Annotated in this window: 17 protein-coding genes and 1 pseudogene; 6 read left to right on the top strand and 12 right to left on the bottom strand. The window is 63.5% G+C overall.

Translation table 11 applies throughout. The annotated features are described in order from the left end of the window. Positions 1 to 2 precede the first annotated feature (2 nt). Positions 3 to 911: an amidohydrolase family protein gene (locus A5740_RS26075; protein WP_076198994.1), complete on the bottom strand. Its 909-nt coding sequence runs from the start codon at positions 909 to 911 to the stop codon at positions 3 to 5. Between the two features lie 46 nt (positions 912 to 957). Between A5740_RS26075 and A5740_RS26070 the strand changes: the two genes are divergently transcribed. Then, the gene (locus A5740_RS26070) at positions 958 to 1,725 is read left to right on the top strand and encodes a trans-aconitate 2-methyltransferase (RefSeq protein ID WP_076198992.1); all 768 of its coding nucleotides are present in this window, start codon (positions 958 to 960) and stop codon (positions 1,723 to 1,725) included. A gap of 65 nt (positions 1,726 to 1,790) precedes the next feature. On the opposite strand, the gene A5740_RS26065 is transcribed toward A5740_RS26070, so the two are convergent. The 3 genes from A5740_RS26065 to A5740_RS26055 form a co-directional block, all read right to left on the bottom strand. Continuing rightward, the gene (locus tag A5740_RS26065) at positions 1,791 to 2,630 is read right to left on the bottom strand and encodes a Stf0 family sulfotransferase (RefSeq protein ID WP_076198990.1); all 840 of its coding nucleotides are present in this window, start codon (positions 2,628 to 2,630) and stop codon (positions 1,791 to 1,793) included. Between the two features lie 78 nt (positions 2,631 to 2,708). After that, complete coding sequence (locus A5740_RS26060) at positions 2,709 to 4,079, bottom strand: sulfatase (RefSeq protein WP_076198988.1); 1,371 nt, start codon at positions 4,077 to 4,079, stop codon at positions 2,709 to 2,711. An 84-nt stretch (positions 4,080 to 4,163) separates the two neighbouring features. Beyond that, positions 4,164 to 4,646 (bottom strand): hypothetical protein, encoded by a 483-nt coding sequence (locus A5740_RS26055; protein WP_076198986.1) that lies wholly within the window; start codon positions 4,644 to 4,646, stop codon positions 4,164 to 4,166. Between the two features lie 58 nt (positions 4,647 to 4,704). Here A5740_RS26055 and A5740_RS26050 point away from each other — a divergent pair, with 58 nt between their 5' ends. After that, on the top strand, positions 4,705 to 5,376 hold the full coding sequence (locus tag A5740_RS26050) for a phosphatase PAP2 family protein (protein ID WP_076198984.1): 672 nt from the start codon (positions 4,705 to 4,707) through the stop codon (positions 5,374 to 5,376). Here A5740_RS26050 and A5740_RS26045 read toward each other — a convergent pair. Next, positions 5,330 to 6,793 (bottom strand): bifunctional phosphatase PAP2/diacylglycerol kinase family protein, encoded by a 1,464-nt coding sequence (locus A5740_RS26045; protein ID WP_076198982.1) that lies wholly within the window; start codon positions 6,791 to 6,793, stop codon positions 5,330 to 5,332. The genes A5740_RS26050 and A5740_RS26045 overlap by 47 nt on opposite strands. 78 nt (positions 6,794 to 6,871) lie before the next feature. On the opposite strand from A5740_RS26045, the gene A5740_RS26040 reads away from it, so the two are divergent. Then, positions 6,872 to 7,525, top strand: coding sequence for a L,D-transpeptidase (locus A5740_RS26040; protein WP_076198980.1), 654 nt, complete (start codon positions 6,872 to 6,874; stop codon positions 7,523 to 7,525). Positions 7,526 to 7,528: 3 nt separating this feature from the next. Here A5740_RS26040 and A5740_RS26035 read toward each other — a convergent pair whose 3' ends face one another. Both A5740_RS26035 and A5740_RS26030 read right to left on the bottom strand, forming a co-directional pair. After that, complete coding sequence (locus A5740_RS26035) at positions 7,529 to 7,987, bottom strand: nuclear transport factor 2 family protein (RefSeq protein WP_076198978.1); 459 nt, start codon at positions 7,985 to 7,987, stop codon at positions 7,529 to 7,531. A gap of 39 nt (positions 7,988 to 8,026) precedes the next feature. Continuing rightward, positions 8,027 to 9,529 carry an FAD-dependent oxidoreductase gene (locus tag A5740_RS26030; protein ID WP_076198976.1) on the bottom strand — a complete coding sequence of 501 codons (1,503 nt, stop codon included), beginning with the start codon at positions 9,527 to 9,529 and terminating at the stop codon, positions 8,027 to 8,029. A gap of 703 nt (positions 9,530 to 10,232) precedes the next feature. Between A5740_RS26030 and A5740_RS29250 the strand changes: the two are divergent. Both A5740_RS29250 and A5740_RS29245 read left to right on the top strand, forming a co-directional pair. After that, positions 10,233 to 10,319: pseudogene (locus tag A5740_RS29250) on the top strand (DUF2510 domain-containing protein); the annotation flags it as partial. Between the two features lie 162 nt (positions 10,320 to 10,481). After that, the gene (locus A5740_RS29245) at positions 10,482 to 10,640 is read left to right on the top strand and encodes a hypothetical protein (RefSeq protein WP_254849349.1); all 159 of its coding nucleotides are present in this window, start codon (positions 10,482 to 10,484) and stop codon (positions 10,638 to 10,640) included. A 375-nt stretch (positions 10,641 to 11,015) separates the two neighbouring features. On the opposite strand, the gene A5740_RS26015 is transcribed toward A5740_RS29245, so the two are convergent. After that, complete coding sequence (locus A5740_RS26015; RefSeq protein ID WP_076198970.1) at positions 11,016 to 11,312, bottom strand: HNH endonuclease; 297 nt, start codon at positions 11,310 to 11,312, stop codon at positions 11,016 to 11,018. Positions 11,313 to 11,530: 218 nt separating this feature from the next. Between A5740_RS26015 and A5740_RS26010 the strand changes: the two genes are divergently transcribed. After that, entirely contained in the window at positions 11,531 to 12,058 is a 528-nt protein-coding gene (locus A5740_RS26010; protein WP_076198968.1) for a hypothetical protein, read from the top strand. A 44-nt stretch (positions 12,059 to 12,102) separates the two neighbouring features. Here A5740_RS26010 and A5740_RS26005 read toward each other — a convergent pair whose 3' ends face one another. The 4 genes from A5740_RS26005 to A5740_RS25990 form a co-directional block, all read right to left on the bottom strand. Continuing rightward, positions 12,103 to 12,540 carry a hypothetical protein gene (locus A5740_RS26005; protein WP_076198966.1) on the bottom strand — a complete coding sequence of 146 codons (438 nt, stop codon included), beginning with the start codon at positions 12,538 to 12,540 and terminating at the stop codon, positions 12,103 to 12,105. Further along, the gene (locus tag A5740_RS28115; RefSeq protein WP_083654437.1) at positions 12,537 to 12,782 is read right to left on the bottom strand and encodes a hypothetical protein; all 246 of its coding nucleotides are present in this window, start codon (positions 12,780 to 12,782) and stop codon (positions 12,537 to 12,539) included. The genes A5740_RS26005 and A5740_RS28115 overlap by 4 nt, the downstream gene beginning before the upstream one ends. 74 nt (positions 12,783 to 12,856) lie before the next feature. Then, complete coding sequence (locus A5740_RS26000; RefSeq protein WP_076198964.1) at positions 12,857 to 13,630, bottom strand: hypothetical protein; 774 nt, start codon at positions 13,628 to 13,630, stop codon at positions 12,857 to 12,859. 429 nt (positions 13,631 to 14,059) lie between these two features. Continuing rightward, the gene (locus tag A5740_RS25990; RefSeq protein WP_139335351.1) at positions 14,060 to 15,829 is read right to left on the bottom strand and encodes a hypothetical protein; all 1,770 of its coding nucleotides are present in this window, start codon (positions 15,827 to 15,829) and stop codon (positions 14,060 to 14,062) included. Positions 15,830 to 16,084 lie beyond the last annotated feature (255 nt).

Raw genomic sequence — 16,084 nt, 5'->3', positions numbered from 1 at the left:
ATTCAGTCGAGTCCGAAAAGCCTCGCGGCGTTGTCGTGTAGGACGTTGCGACGCCAGGTGTCGTCGATACCCGGCAGGTCGATGAGGTGGTGCACGGCCTCGGCGTAGCCGTAGGGGATGTTCGGGAAATCGCTGCCGAACAGGATGTGCTCACCGAGAGCGCGCAATCGGGCTGATTCCGAGGTGGGAAACGGCATCATGGCTTCGACGAACGGGGTGAACGCCATCGTGGTGTCCAGCCGCACGTTCTCGTGGCGCTCGGCGAGGTCGAGGAAAGCCGAGTACTCGGGCATGCCCATGTGCGCGACGATCAACGCCAGCCGCGGATGGCGGCCCAACAGCGCGGCGATCGGCTCCGGGCCGGTGAAGGTTCCCGGTGCCGGACCGGAACCGCAGTGGATGACCACCGGGACACCGGCATCCTCGATCAACCCCCAGACCTGGTCGAGCAACGGGTCGTTGGGGTCAAAGTTGCCGACCTGGATGTGGGCCTTGAACACCTGGGTGCCCGCGGTGATCGCGTCGGCGACATAGGTGGGCGCCTGCGGTTCGGGGAAGAAGGTGGCGGTGGCGAGGCAATCCGGGGTGTCCTTCGCGAACCCGATCGCCCACTGGTTGAGCCACGCTGCCATGTCCGGCTTGTGCGGGTAGATCAGCGAGGAGAACTTGCGGATTCCGAACTCCCGCAGGGTGGCGACCCGCTGCGCCTCGTCGGCGCGGTAGGTGATCGGCCATTCCCGGCCGATCAGCGGGCCCTGGCTGTCGAAGTACTGCCACACCTTGTCCATCACGTTCTTGGGCATGAAGTGGGTATGCACGTCGACGATGCCGGGCAGTCCGAGGTCCGTCCAGATCGCGCGGACCGCCTGCGCCTCGTCGGCTTTGTCGCTGGTTTCGGGGGTTTCGGGCATCGTCGACGATCATGCACCCACCGCCCGGTCGGGGGATGATCGGGGCGTGTGGAACCCCGAAACCTATCTGGCCTTCGCCGATCACCGAGGGCGGCCGTTCTACGACCTGCTCTCCCGCGTGGGGGCGACGGCTCCGCGGCGGGTGGTGGATCTGGGCTGTGGGCCGGGGAACCTGACCGAGGCCCTGATCCAGCGGTGGCCCGGCGTCACGCTGGAGGCCTGGGACAATTCGCTGGAGATGGTCGCGGCCGCACAGGACCGCGGGATCACGGCATATCTCGGCGCGATCGAGGACTGGGAACCACAACCCGACACCGACGTGGTGATCTCCAACGCGGCGCTGCAGTGGGTGCCCACACATCGGGCACTCGTGGTGCGCTGGGCCGCGCAGTTGCCGGCGGGAGCCTGGATCGCGTTCCAGGTGCCGGGCAACTTCGACGCGCCGTCGCATCATGCGGTGCGGGCGTTGGCGCGGCGGGAACCGTTCGTCGACGCGCTGCGCGACATGCCCTGGCGTGACGTGGGCCAGGTGGACGCGCCCGCCGACTACGCCGGGTTACTGACCGATGCCGGATGTACGGTCGACGCCTGGGAGAGCACCTACGTGCACCAATTGTCCGGGGAGACACCAGTTCTGGACTGGATCACCGGGACGGCGCTCACCCAGGTCAAGAGCCGGCTGAACGATGAACTGTGGGAGCAGTACCGCCAAGAGATCATCCCGATGCTGGCCGAGGCCTATCCCCGGCGGGTCGACGGCATCACGTTCTTTCCGTTCCGGCGGGTGTTCGTGGTCGCCCAAGTCGCGAGGTAGGCATTACCTACGACGTAATCGACATGCGTACCCGCGCCGTCGTCGTCGACGCGATTTCGGTGCATTTAGTAACGCCAGCCGTTACTGGATGCACCGAAATCACCGGTGGGTAGGCCCTCCTTCTCGGCATCGCGGCGGTAACGGTCCACCCACTCGTCGGAGCGCTGGTCGGCTTGACGCTCCAGTACCGGCTGCGGGGCGAGCCGGGGGTCCAGGCCCAGCGCTTCGAGCACTGTGGCCACCACGGTGGTGAGGTTGCGCCACAGATATGGGTACGACACGTCGATGGGGGAGATGTTCTCCTCGGCGAACCAGGACCGCCAGCCCTCCTCCTGGGCCTGCAGCAGTCGCACCACGTGGGCGATCGCGCCGGCGTGATACTCGGCGCGCGCATCGCGCACCGGGTCGGCCCGGCCGCGCCAGACCCGGGTCTGCACTGCCCGCCAGAACGAAACCGCCTGCGACACAACATCGGGCCGGTAGACGTGGATCAGCACCGGGTCGCTGCCCACCACATCGCGGATCGCGGCGAGCAGGCCGGGGCCGGAACGCTCGGGCAGGCTTTCGGCGCGCTCCAGGAGGAGCGGGGTCTGGTTCCACATCAACTTGCCGCCCCACACCCCGTTGGGGGTGCGGCCGACCGTGCGGATGTAGTCGCGCCAGATCTCGGCCGGCGCCAGGTCCGGCTTGCCCTCCACCAGAGGGTCGAGCAGGCGCAGGATCGACTCGTCCTCGACACCGGCGAACCATTCCCGCGGCTGTGGCGACATGCTGGTGGTCGGCAGGTACTGGAAGAACTCCTGGGGCTCGCCGGCCATGCCGGTCGCGCGCAGGGATTCCACCAGCAATGTGCTGCCGCTGCGCTGGGACGCGAGCACCAGGTAGGCGGTCGGATGATCTGACATGGGCGAGACTTTAACCATGAATTGTTTGCGGCGCCTATTCAACTGGGCGTCAAGAGTTTTCGCTCGCCGTGAGAAAAACTACCGATTGGGCTCGGTAATGCCGCGGTCGGCGGCGATCGCCGATCGACTGGTCGCCGGACGTCCGTGGATGCTCAGATACGTCTCGGTGTAACGCTCCGAAATGCGGGTGCCGGCGAATTCGGAGGGAATCACGTCGAGCGTTTTCTCGCGCCAGTCGTTGAGTAGCAGGGCAAGATCGTTGGCGATGGCCTCGGCTTTGTCGGTGGCGTCGGCCCCGAGCAGGTTGTTGCGTTCCGTCGGGTCGGCGACGAGGTCGTACAGCTCACGCGCGGGCCGTGGAGTACCGATTTGGTCGCCGAGAGCACGTCCGGGTGGGCTGTCGGCGATATCCCAGGGCAGATCCAACAATGGTCGTGTCGCGTAATTCTCGATATAGCTGTATTCCTTCGTGCGGATGGCACGAATTGGATCGAACGAATCGTGGTAGGTCTTTGCCGTGTACACCTCCGAGCGGATCTGTTCCGGTTCGGAAGCAGATGTCGTGAGGTTGCCGGCGTGTGACAACCCTTCGACCTCGTCGGGGATGGGGACGTCGAGCAACTCCAGCAGGGTCGGTAGGAGATCCACCCCGCTGAACAGTTCGTCATAACGGCGCGGCGGTATGCCGGCCGACCGCGGCGGACGCACGATCATTGCGATGCCGGTGCCGGCGTCGTACAAGGTCGACTTGGCTCGCGGCAGCGCCGGCCCGTGATCGGTCATGAACACCACCCAGGTGTTCCGGTCGAGACCCGTCTGCGTCAGGACGTCGAGCAGTTCACCGACCTTCGCGTCCGCCACCGCGATCGATCCGTAGAAATCGGCCAGATCGTCGCGCACCGCGCCGGTGTCGGGCAGATAGTCGGGCACGGCCACCTCGTCGGCGTCGGCCGGTTCGTACCTGTCGTGCGGATAGGGCCGGTGGGTTTCGAAGAATCCGGTGGTCAGCAGGAACGGTTGCCGCGGCGGATCGGTCAGCCAGGCGGTCGCCTGTTCGACGACGTACTCGCAGTAGGCGTTGGACACGTCGAACTCGTCGTAACCGAGGTTGGCTGGATAGGACGTTTCGTGTTGCATGCCGAACAGCGCTGTATACCAACCGGATTCACCCAGAATGTGGGGGAGGGTGCGCACGCCGGCGCGGTACTCCCAGCCGTGGTGGGCCAACCCCACCAGGCCGTTGCTCTGCGGGTACCGCCCGGTGAACAACGAACCGCGCGACGGCGAACACAGCGGCGCGGTGGCATGCGCCCGGGTGAACAGGATTCCCTCGGCGGCCAACCGGTCGAGGTGGGGACTGTCGACATCGGAGTGGCCGTACGCGCCCAGATAGCGCCCGAGGTCGTGCCAATGCACGATCAGCAGGTTCTGCCGTTGCGGCTCGGTCACGTCACGTCCTTTCGATCCCCGCACAACCGAAGCGGGTGCGCCGCCGGAGGGCAACCGTTTGGCTCATCGCGAGCACGTTATTTGCTACGGGTGGTACGGCACGCCCACCGCGCGGAAAACGTACTCCGGACCCACGTCGAAGGCCAACGACCGGCTCGGCAGCCGCTCCAGCACCTCCTGGGGGATGTCGGTCTTGAAGTGCAGCGACAGCTCACCTTCGCACCGCTGGTCGATCTCGCCGACATCAGCCTGCAGGGTGAGGCCCGTCGCGGTGAGCTCGGCATGTACCGCACCGCTCTGTGGGGCCGACCACGGTTGATCGATACTGCGGCCGGCAAGCTTGGGCAGGGTGGACATCGTCGCCAATGCCCGATGGTTGGTCAGGACCACCGAACCGGCGTAGCTCGCGACGCTGCCCGACGACCGCATCCCCGGAATCGTCCCGGTGAAACGCCTGGTGACGGGGATGTACTCGGCAAGGAACAGGACGCCCTCGGCCTCGGCTTCCGCCCGCAGCCCCTCCGGCAGTCCGCCGATGTGCATCAGCTTTCGCAGGATCAATGCCATGTGTTCGACGGTAGCGCGCAAACATGGCGGAACGATTGGAGCTGGTAGAGATTATCTGGTGGGAACCCGTGTCAGGTGGCTGATCGTGACCGCCGTGGCGGCCGTCGCGGTGTACGCGGCCCTGTGGATCGGTTATGCGATGCGCTGGCCGTGGCTGGTCGGTGTCGACACCACCGGGCTGTCCGTTGCGTACCGCTATCTCTCAGCGCATCCCGGCTGGGTGATCGCGTGGAACGTGTTCTGCGAGGTGCTCGGGCCCTTCGCGTTCCGGTTGCTGGCCTTGGTGCTCATCGTCGTCGCGCTGGTGCGCCGACGGCGACGTCTGGCGCTGTTTCTGCTGTTGACCATCGAGCTCAGCGCGGTGGTCACCGAGGTGGCCAAGGCCTTGGTCAACCGTCCGCGTCCGGACACCGCGATGGTGCATGCCCTGTCGAGCTCGTTTCCCTCCGGACATGCGGTGGGGGTGATGGTCGCCGTGCTGGCGTTGACGGTGCTCGTCTGGCCGACGCTTCATCCGCCGCTGCGGAAATGGTGGGCGGCGGCCGGCGTGCTGGTCGTCGTGGCGATCGGTGTGGGCCGCGTCGTGCTCAATGTCCATCACCCGTCCGACGTGGTGGCAGGCTGGGCCTTGGGTTACATCTGGTTCGTGGCGGTATTCCTGATCTGTCCGCCGTATCCGCCCGTCACGACAGTGGACGAAACACCGGAAGCGCTCGGTAGCGCACGCTGAAACTGGCCTCGCTGAGCGCTTCGCCGACCTCGCCGTCATGGGCCACGGTGGTGGGCCCGTCGACGGCGACGAAGCTGAATTGCGGCACCCGCAACTCGTGATACAGCGGGCTGCGTTCGAGCCGGCCCAGGGCCACGGCCGTGGCGAGGCGCACCCGGCTGAACCGCCGTCCCGCCTCCAGGATCCGCACGTCGAGCAGGCCGTCGTCGAGACGGGGGCGCTGCGACGGGGCGAAGCCCGACGGAATGTAGGTCGAGTTGCCCAGGAAGAACAGCGACGTCTCAAGTGTCTTGTCGTCGTAGCGGATCCGCACCGGCTTGTCTCGGCGCAGCGTCAGGTACAGCGCATATACCGCCGCCAGTCGTTTGCCGAGCCGGTGTTCGAGTTTCTCGCGGGTCCGCACGTAGCGGGGGTAGGCGCCAATGCTGGCGGTGTTGACCACCATGTGTTCCTCGTTGAGGCACACCAGGTCGACGTAGGCCGCGCTGCCCTCGGTGATTGCCGTGACGGTCTGGGCCACCGAATCGCAACCGATGTCCTTGGCGAAGTGGTTGAACGTGCCGCCGGGAAACACCGCCAGCGGCACACCCGCCCGGTCCGCCGCGGCGGCCGCGCAGGCCACCGTGCCGTCGCCGCCGCCCACCGCGAGCACTTCGGTCCGTCCGGCGGCGTCTCGCAACACCGTCTCGATGTCGTCGTCCTCGCCGACCTCGATGATCTCGGTGCGCGGCAAGGCGTTCCGCACCTCGTCGATGATCCGTGCGCCGGTGCCGTCACCGGAGGCCGGATTGATCACCATCGTGACACCGGCACCGTCGGGGCGGGGTTCGGTGTGGAACCGCAGCGGATCGGCGGCAGGCACGGCGGCGGCCGGTACCGTGGGCACCACGCGCGCACCGAGGATGGCGATGGCCGCTCCGATCCCGAATCCGGCGAACACGTCACCGGGATAGTGCGCGCCGGTGGCCACCCGGGACAAACCGACCAGACCGGCCACCAGTGCGAGCGGAAAACCGGCCGCGGCGGATTCCAGACCGACGCCCACCGCGAACGCCGCCGCGCTCGCCGAGTGACCCGACGGCAGCGAATGCGATGTGGGGACGCGTCGGGTGCGCCGGGCCAGCGGGATCAGGCTGCGGTCCGGCCGGGGACGCCGCCAGATCCGCTTGGCCACCTGATTGGTCAGCAGGCTGGTCACCGCCAGGCTGATCACGCCGCGCGTCGCGCCGCGCCGCAACGACGTGCTGCCGAGGGCACCCATGCCGGCCGCGATGGCGAACCACAGTTTGGAGTGGTCTGCGGCCCTCGTCAGTCCGGGCATGACAGTGTCCAGAAGCGGGCTCGGGGACTCCGCGACCGCCTCGAACACTTCACGGTCCAGCGTTCCCAATCCCTTGCCGATCGCGTGCAGATCCATCCCGCCAACGTAGCTGTCGCGACCGGATCGTGCTCCAAGCTTTACCGGGCCGAGAGGGGCAGCGGCGACGATGTACTGATGCGCCGACTGCTCGCCATGCTGTGCGCCGGGGTGCTGGCACTGGCATGCGCGCCCACCGCCGGTGCTGTCGACCCGCCCTGGTTCGCCTCATCGGTGGGCAATGCCGCCCAAGTGATTTCCGTTGTCGGAGTGGGTGGTTCGGACGCGAAGATGGATGTATGGCAGCGGGGCCCGGCCGGGTGGCAGCCGATCGGCGCCGGGATTCCGGCCAAGATCGGCGCCAACGGGATGGCCCCGCAGACCCACGATGGTGAGATGAAGACGCCCATGGGCGTGTTCACCCTCGATTTCGCGTTCGGCACCGCACCCAACCCGGGCGGCGGACTCCAGTACGTCCAGGTGACGCCCGACCACTGGTGGGACGGGGATATGAAGAGCCCGACCTACAACACCATGCAGGTGTGCAAGAAGGCGCAGTGCCCGTTCAACACCGACCTCAGCAGCGGCACTGAGAACCTGAACATCTCGGCCTACAAACATGCCGTGGTGATGGGCGTCAACAAGGCCCGGGTACCCGGCAACGGTGGCGCGTTCTTCCTGCACACCACCGACGGCGGGCCGACGGCCGGGTGCGTGGCGATCGACGACGGCACCCTGGTGAAGATCATGCAGTGGTTGCGGCCGGGCGCCGTCATCGCGATCGCAAAATAGCCGTCAGATGTTCAGGGCCGCACCCGGTTCCAGGTTGAAGTTGAGGTTCTCCAGCGAGAGCGTGGCATCGTAGGTGCGGTCATAACCGGTGGCGCTGATCCGCCAGCCGTCAGCGGTCCGCCGGTAGCGATCGCGATAGAACGCCGAGCCGAACAACATGAAATTCAGGCTCGCGACGATCACCCGGTCCTGTAGATACCAGATGCCGGTGGCCTCGTCGCCGTCCACGACGATCTCGGGGTGCGCGACGCGATGCTCGGTGATGACCTCCGGGCCCAGTGAGCTCTTCATGTACTCGACCAGGGAATCACGTTCGGTGAAGTGCAGCTTCTGGCCCATCGACTGCCCGTAATCACCCTCGACGTCCTCGGTGAGGGTGTCGGCGAAATCCTCCCAGTGCTTGGTGTCCAGCGCACGCAGATACCGGTATTTGACTTGCTTGATGTCGTCGATGTCACCCATGCCCGTCATTTGAGCACACCCGCCGTAGCGGGTCATCGCTTATCCCGAACGGGTGAGGTCGCGGGTGGCCGGCCCTTCGATCAGGGTGCCGTCGGGGGCGAAGCGGGAACCGTGCAGCGGGCAGTCCCACGACTTGTCGGCATCGTTCCAGTTGACGATGCCACCCAGGTGTGGACACACCGGCGACACGGTGCGTTCGACTCCGTCGACGACGCTGTCGGCCTGCAGGTGCCAGGGCGGTCCGCTGACGACGCCGCAGTTCTCCCCGGCGGCGGCACCGCTGCGGGTCACCGGTGCGATCCAGCCCTTGGCCATGTTCCATCCGACCGTCAGGTTGGTCTGCGCTGCAGTGGTGAGCCCGGACAACTCGTGCGGATTCCAGCTGGCGAACGCCTCGGCCCAGTCCATCCGGCCGCCCAGGATGCGAGCGGCCAACGACAGCGCGGCGGCGACCCCGTTGGTCATGCCCCATTTGTCGAAACCCGTTGCCACGTGGATCTTGTCATGGCCCGGCAGGATCGGGCCGACGTACGGCAGCGCATCGATGGGCGTGTAGTCCTGCGCCGACCAGTAGTGCGTCTGCTCGGCTCCGGGCCAGTGCAGTGTGGCCCAGGTGGCCAGCTCCTGCACCGACGCTGCGGGGTCACTGCTACGCCCCACCGTATGGCCTGCCCCGCCGACGATGAGCCGGTCCCCGTCGGGCGTCGGCGCCGAACGCGTTGAGCGGGTGGGGGAATCAGTGGAGATGTACATGCCGCGGGTGATGTTGTCCGGGACCCGGAACGCCAGGCAGTACGAGCGATGTGGGCTGAGGCGGGCGAAGAATCCGCCCCGATCCAGGATGGGGATACCGGTGGCCAAGATGCACTGCTCGGTATGCACGTCGACCTCGCCGCCGGCGGTCTGCACCCGTATCGTCAGCCCGGCCCCGTCGTGGGAAACCCGTTGCACGCGGGCGCCTTCGGCCAGCCGCCCATTACGCTCACCGAGCTCGGCAACCAGACTGTCCAACAACGGCATCGGATCGAACTGGGCTTGATCGGCCAGTCGCACGCCACCGTGGAACGGGAACGGCACGTCTGCCTCGTCGACCCATTCGACGTCGAGCCCGGCCGCCCGGCAGGCTTCCAGCTCGGCCTTGGCGCGCGGCACACCGCCGGAGGACTGGGCATAGGTATAGGCATCCTCGCGCTGCACGTCGATCCCGTGCGTCTGGCAGTAGCCGGTCAACCACTGTTGGCCTTCGAGATTGCCCTTGGCGTATTGCTGCGCCACCTTCGGTGAATGCTTCGCCACGATCTGTGACATCTTGGTGCCCTGCAGCAGGCTGATCTTGGCCGTGGTGTTGCCCGTCGTGCCCGCACCGGCGGTACGCGCCTCCAGGACCAGCACGTCTTTACCGGCCCGCGCCAGCAGCACCGCGGTGACGAGACCGGTGATGCCGGCGCCGACCACGACGATGTCAGCCCGGCGAGCCGCTTCGTCGGTGAGGGCGGGTGCGATCGGGCGGTCCGGACGGTTCGCAAGCCACAGGGAAGTCATGGCCTTGGCTGTACCCGTAGACGGCGGACGCAAACCCGCAGCGGGATCGGAAAGTGGTTGCCCACGCGGCGGGCGGGTTCGTTGTCCGGCGTGATCACCGGGTTTTCCAGGCTTTTCGACCGAGTTGCTGCGAAGGTCAAACGTGTACGGGCGTAAAGGGCTTGGGTCCGGCTCCCGCGGAGTGTCGGGCAGCCGTGACGAAACGCGGCGGCTATCGTGGCCTGCGTTATGAGCGGCCCGTTGGGGTTGTCCAACGCAACGAATTGCTCAAACTAGTCGCGTCGCTGGTGGATCATTTTGGGCCATGTATTGAGCCCACCGGCCAAGTCGTTCCACGACAACAGCGTCATTCTGCGCAACGCCTTTGGCTTCCTCTAGAGATGCAACGTTACGGTTGAGCCGACTGTGAAACACCACCTGCGAGGACCGTTGCACATTCCACGCTTCGCCACTTGGCTGAATCCGGTAGAAGTCATGGTTGGGATCGCCACCTGGGACGGTCGCGCCGTACTCCTTGTGGTTGCCTACGGTCCGCTCTTCCCATTGCAGTTCCGTCCACATTGGGGTTCCTCCCTTGAATCGGCGGTATGTGTGATTCCCAACGCTAGGCGGCTCGACCACCGGCGGATGGTCGATACGGCAAACTTGTGTCGGCCCTCGTTGGTAATCTGCGCCGACAACAATTACGAGGGGAAATCTGCATATGTCCACCCCATCACCTGCACCCGGCTGGTACCCCGACCCGTCTAATCCCGGAAACCGGATCTACTGGGACGGCACAACATGGAGCAGTCCGGCGTCAGTACCGACTGCAACGGACAAGGCCAATAACGGCAAGCAGGCCGCTGTCGCCGCCGGCGTCTGTGTGCTCGTCGTCATCGGCCTTGTGATGTCGATGCAATCGGTAAGCCTTCTGACGGGGTCAGGTCCGATATGGACCGGGGTTGCCGTCGTGGCAGCTGGTACCGCTGTCGCGTTTTTCCTAGGCGCTGCGAAGTGGGTTCGAATCGTCGCCGCGGTGTTGTTGGCTCTCGCTCTGGTGAACGCGATCTACATCGAGAACGAGATGTCGAACAAGCGAAACGAGATCTCCCAGATGTTCGATCGCTAAGGCCGTGATCGTGGCAATCGTTATCGCGATGACGTTAGGACCGGACAATCACGTAGTCGACGTGGCGGGTACGTCGTGACCCGTTGAACCTTATGGGTTCTCCGTCGATAGCCCAGCGTTCACCGTTCCATTCGATCTGTGCCTGAGCTCCAAGTTCCTGCGGGTAGTTGACCAGACGCATTCGGTAGCGGCTACTCGTCTCGTAGCCGGTCTCCTGGGTCTCCGTAGGTGAACCAACAGGCTGTATCACAGCCCTTGCCGGCTCTCCGACCTCTCGCGGTCGGGAGCGCTTGTTGCCCCACTTTTCTTCGGCTATCTCCTCTTGGAACACGATTACTTCGTCTGTTCCTCGGTTTAGAAGGCTCATCGGGGTTCCTATCTCAGCGCGCCCGGATGGCGCTCTGCTCGTCGGTATCTCGCTTCCCGTAGCTGCTTTCGGCGTGCTACGGATTCGGCGGATGTCTTGTCTAGGTGGCAGGGCGAGCAAGCGCTTTGGAGGTTGTCCTCCGCGTGGTCATTCCCGCGTTGGATGTGGTCAACGTCGCTAGCAGTAACTAGGCATCGTGGGCCTTGGATCTGGCATCGGTGGTTGTCCCGCTCAAGGATGCGCTTGCGTAGCGCGGGCCAGTTCTTCGGGAGTCCGTTGCGGCGGTCCGAGCTGTACCAGGTCATATACCTCTCTCGATCTATGCATAAATATTCAATGTGTCTCGCGACTCTCAAACCTGATCGACTTGAAAACCCGTACAAAACCGTGCGGGCGCATTACCGTGCGATCTAGAGAGGCCGGGGTAGGGGTATACCGGGCGGGGGTCCACTGCATAGCTATGCGTTGTTATGCATGGCGCTCGTGCCCGTCGCTAATCGGGGCTCGCTGCCACAATGTCCCCATGAAAGATTGGGCTCCCACAATTGGCAGTGGAATCATCGCCCTCGTGACGCTCTTGGTGCTGGTCGTAACGCTGCGGCAGAACCAACGAGTGCTCACAGAGACACGTGCCCACGAATATGCGGAATGGGAGCGGAACACCATCACCGCGAATACTGCTAAAGCTGTTGAGGCAGCTGGCCGTGTCGCACATGAGTTGAGGAATGCACTGGCCCGGAGAGCGCTGGATGGGGAGTACATCAACGGACTTCATCGTGAGGCAGCAGTCGTGTATTCCTCCGCTGCGGTACTGATGCTCTTCGCCGGAGATGACTTGTGGAAGCGATGCAACGAGTTAGGTGTCGCCTGTCAACGAGCAACCGCACACATGATACTCAACTGGCATGAGGCCAAAGAGCAGTTCAAAGGTGGAACTAGCGAAGAATGGCCGCCTGCTCTGAACGAAATCTTTTCGTGGACTTCCGAAGTCGACAAGGCAACCACTGCACTGTCTGAGGCATTCAGACAGAAGTTTGTGCGTCAGACGTAGAGGCCCCGGCTCTAACACCGGGTCCTTTCGCCTAAATAGGGGGCTCATAGAGAGCTCCCGTTGACCGTCACTCTCCCCCCGAGGCCGCGGACAGCTGCGCGCATAATGCCAGCACCGTTGAGCGGTGGCGGTCCTCCTGTGGGTTTGTCGTTGGCTTTGCGTATTGCCTCGATGAAGATCTCACCCGCCGACATACCTTGCTGGCGTTCGGCTTCGGCCTCGGCTTCGCGCTTGGCTTGCCGTTCCTCGTCGTACTTACCGCTTTGATAGTCGCGGTTCCACTGGGCCAGCTCTCGCATCGCCTCCCGGCGTGCTTCTGCCGGGTCTGGTTCGTCGTCGGAGAGGTACTTACCTAGGCCGCGCTCTTCCAGCTTGCGAAGAAACGCGACGGCTAACGGGTCTGTTGGTTCGTCCTGTGGTTTGGTGTTGGCGGCTTTGTCGTTCAACTGCCGTGCCAGCTTCTTGGCTATTGCCGAACTCATGCCGCAACCTCGTAGCCGGCGGCTGCGGGAGTCCAGCGGCGATGCTCGCCACGGATCACAGCGAGCGATACGGGCGGTAGCCCCTGGGGCGGTTGTGGCCGTTGGTATCGACGCAAATACAGCTCTCGTCGTCGCTCGATGTTCCCACCGTGCCAAGGCTGATCGCCTGATTCGATGATCGCTGCGTTGTAGTTCTCGGAGGCTTCTACGTAGCGTTGAAACGCTTCCTCACGTTCGTCCATGTTCGTAACCCTTTGTGTAGTAATGAGAAAACCCCAGGGGGCGGTCCCTGGGGTTCGTCGTTTGGTGTGTTCGGTCAGACCAGCTGTTTACGCGCCGACCGTTCTGTCAGTTCCAGCTCTCGTCGGATCTCGGCGCACTCAGCAAGGGTGTTGATCTGGAACGGGACACCGTAAATGCAAGCTGTGAGGTACACGTGACCCACAGGCGCGGTAGCCTTACCCGGCTCGCCAGATTCTCGGTGTGCTTCGTCCAACCGATAAAGCTGCTCGTAGGTATCGGGTCGCAGCACTCTCAGAACTGGATCGGGTGAACCTGCTCGAAGTAGGCTCGTGCCGGCTACCCAAGCGGCGATAGCGTCGATCTCTTGCGCTTCGCGCTGTGCAGCCGCGAACGCTTCGACAACTGCCGGCCCTCTGCTAATCAACGATTCTGGTGTCAGTTCGTTTGCCGCTGGAAGCGCGGCTACGGCTTCGGTGTATGCCTGCGCGTGCTGGTCAAGCTTCGGCTGAAGCTGTCCAACGATGTTCGGGATTGCTTCGGCAGCGTGACGGATGACAGCGCCCGCAGCTGCTTCTGACAGCTTGTTTTTAGCCCGCTGCACCGGGGCGAACTCTGTTCCTACAGAGTCGATACGGATCAACTCGTCAGCCAGTTCGTGGACCTTGGCCTCTGCGTTCTTGGTCGTGACAGAGCTGAGCGTTACGGATGGCTTCGTGGCAACTGGCACCTTGCGGATTGCGCGGTAGAGCTCGATAGCGTCCGAGAGTTCTTTGGGAAGTTCGACTTCGAGATTCTTTTCCCACCGGATGACGTTATCCGCGACGGTGGAATGGGAGTAGTAAGACATAGTTTCTTCTTTCTCGTGGAGTTAGTTGTTGTCGGGCATTGCCGTAGCCGTGACGGACTATGTGGTGTTCATCAGGATTAGGTTCCGTGCGTCTGGAGTTGCGTAGTGGCTCACTTCGGTGAGCCCGTATATGTCCTCCTCGCGGGTGAACTCAGACGAGACCAGGACTAGACCAAAGTCTCGGATGTAATGGAGTACAGGCAGATAGCGAGGATCTGCGGTGCTAAAGGCAAGGCTCCGTCTAGTGACTAGCTGGGTCCCGTCGCCTTCCGCCGTCAGAAACGGCCAGCTGCGAATAGAGAGCCTGTCTCTGCTCATCGCTTGTGCCTCTGGTTCGTCGGTCATGTGACTCCTCTCGGTGTTTTTGGGTAGTGACGACAAAGCCCCCGGTTTGTGGCCGGGGGCCTATCGTCAGTTTGGTTGTGCTGCTTACTTCTCCCACTGAATCGCTTCTCGGTTGCGGTTTCTGCGGTCGAGGGCGATAGCGTCATCTACGTTGCCGACGTTGTAGACGATGCTCGAACCTGTGACGGCTTTCTTAGCCATACCGATGCCATAGTCCAGCAATGCATTACCGATGCCGGTGATAGCTCCACCGCCGATACCTAGATCGGCCATCGCCTGATCTCCGGTGGCTCGTGCGAAGTTGATCCCGACGTCGGTGAACTTCGATGCCCAATCCTCCGACGCGCTGGCTTGGTCGGCCAACTCTCCGCCGTACTTCTTAGCGTTGTCGAGTTGCTGCTTCTGGAGAGACAGCAAGTTGGTCTCCGCTTGCAGCTGCGACATCTTGTCTCGGATCTGCCTCCGAGACTCTTTGTCAGGGGTGCTGTCGAGCTGGACCCGCAACGTCTTACGTTCGGCTGCGAGCTCATCGAGCATCTGCGTCAGACCGGGGAGCTTCTTACCGCCGAGCAGGTCGGCCACGTTGGTCCCGTTGGACATAGCCTCGGAGATCTGTTGAGCCATCGACTTGGCTTTAGCCAGCACAGGTTCAAAGCCGGACGTCAGACCTGCTTGCAAGCCCTCCATCAGCGCCTGACCGTTGGGTACAAGCACCTTTTTGTCGTACGGCAGAGGACCTTTGTGGTCTGCGATCCACCCGGCGATACCCGAGACGAACGACTTAACCGACTCCCAAGCGGACGTAATCCCTTTCAGCAGCCCGTCCATCAGAGACTTACCAGCGGCTACCAAGGTGCCACTGAGATCTCCGATAGCTGCGGTGATCCTGCCGGGGAGACCTTGGACGAACGACACCACACCGTCTATCCCGGTGGAGACAGCGTTCTTGATCGCCTCCCACGCGGTAGACGTGTTTGTCGTTATCCAGTCCCACGCTCCGCTAGCTGCGGACTTGACCGTCTCCCACAGCTTGGCGTTGGTTTCCTTAAAACCCTCGAATACTTTGCCGTATCCACCTTGGTTTTCGATCTCGTCGTGCATCCCGACGATGCCAAACGTAAAGCCAGAATTGGACATAGCGTTAGAAGCCGAGATGATCGCGCCTAGTCCGGCTCCGATCTTTTCAATAGCGACAGCCCACCGTTCGACAGCCTCGGGGTTATCGAAGAAGTCCAGACCCTTATCCATGATCGTGCCGAGCGCGGTACCTACCGACGAGAACAGCGTTCCCAGACCGTCGAAGATCTTGTCTAGCTTGCCGTTGTCGTTCATCTGGGTAATCCAGGCGTCGAACTTCGTTCCGACGTCGTTGAACCACGTAGCGATCCCCGGCAGCTTGGTAGATAGCTTTTCGGCCAGCGTCAGCAGCCCGTTGGTAAACGAACCGACGCCCGGTGCTGCCGTAGATAGCGCAGTGCCGATGTTGGAGATGATTCCTTCGATCTTCGCCATGCCGCCGGATGACGTGATCGTGTCCACCACAGACTGGGCCAGGTCGGCCATGCCCTGGGTGACCTTGGGCAGTGCAGAGGCCAGCATCGGGAAGACAGAACCGAGCTTGTCGAACACTGGTCCGAACTGGCTCTCTACGGCTCTGCTCATCGTCGCCTTGAGATCCTCGAACGGGGTTTTAAGCCGTTCGGCGGCTTTCTTCAGTCCGTCCATGCCGAGGGCGAGTGCTCCCACTGGGACAGCTACAGCGGTGATTAGACCGGGCAACGTCAGCAGCGCGCCTGTCAGCACGCCGACAGCCGGCCCGACCGCCAACAGCGCTGCGGATACAGCAGCGGCCATAACCGCTAAGTCAGCCTGCGGCAGTCCGGTCCTGGGCATCGACGGAGCGGATACCTGCGGAGCCCGTACGTTATTGACCGCAACAGCGGCCAGACGTTGAAACCTGTCGATACTCGACCTGTCGACGTTCAGCCGTACGTCGGCCTCTAGGTTGTGGGTTGCGGCTCTGATCCGCTCGCGGAATCTGCTTAGGTCCGGGGTTACCCGTACCTCGGCCTCGACCCCGTCAGTCTCACGGTCTAGCTGCCGTTGTGC

This window comes from Mycobacterium sp. GA-1841 (assembly GCF_001954135.1).
In the GTDB taxonomy this organism is placed as follows: domain Bacteria; phylum Actinomycetota; class Actinomycetes; order Mycobacteriales; family Mycobacteriaceae; genus Mycobacterium.
Note: the sequence above shows the minus strand (reverse complement) of the source record. Positions and strands in the feature narration are given on the sequence as shown.

Coding starts and splice junctions, on each gene's coding strand:
- A5740_RS26075 (WP_076198994.1), bottom strand. CDS start 911: ATGCCCGAAACCCCCGAAACCAGCGACAAAGCCGACGAGGCGCAGGCG.
- A5740_RS26065 (WP_076198990.1), bottom strand. CDS start 2,630: ATGTCAGATCATCCGACCGCCTACCTGGTGCTCGCGTCCCAGCGCAGC.
- A5740_RS26055 (WP_076198986.1), bottom strand. CDS start 4,646: ATGGCATTGATCCTGCGAAAGCTGATGCACATCGGCGGACTGCCGGAG.
- A5740_RS26045 (WP_076198982.1), bottom strand. CDS start 6,793: ATGGATCTGCACGCGATCGGCAAGGGATTGGGAACGCTGGACCGTGAA.
- A5740_RS26040 (WP_076198980.1), top strand. CDS start 6,872: ATGCGCCGACTGCTCGCCATGCTGTGCGCCGGGGTGCTGGCACTGGCA.
- A5740_RS26035 (WP_076198978.1), bottom strand. CDS start 7,987: ATGGGTGACATCGACGACATCAAGCAAGTCAAATACCGGTATCTGCGT.
- A5740_RS26030 (WP_076198976.1), bottom strand. CDS start 9,529: ATGACTTCCCTGTGGCTTGCGAACCGTCCGGACCGCCCGATCGCACCC.
- A5740_RS26015 (WP_076198970.1), bottom strand. CDS start 11,312: ATGACCTGGTACAGCTCGGACCGCCGCAACGGACTCCCGAAGAACTGG.
- A5740_RS26010 (WP_076198968.1), top strand. CDS start 11,531: ATGAAAGATTGGGCTCCCACAATTGGCAGTGGAATCATCGCCCTCGTG.
- A5740_RS26005 (WP_076198966.1), bottom strand. CDS start 12,540: ATGAGTTCGGCAATAGCCAAGAAGCTGGCACGGCAGTTGAACGACAAA.
- A5740_RS28115 (WP_083654437.1), bottom strand. CDS start 12,782: ATGGACGAACGTGAGGAAGCGTTTCAACGCTACGTAGAAGCCTCCGAG.
- A5740_RS26000 (WP_076198964.1), bottom strand. CDS start 13,630: ATGTCTTACTACTCCCATTCCACCGTCGCGGATAACGTCATCCGGTGG.
- A5740_RS25990 (WP_139335351.1), bottom strand. CDS start 15,829: ATGGCCGCTGCTGTATCCGCAGCGCTGTTGGCGGTCGGGCCGGCTGTC.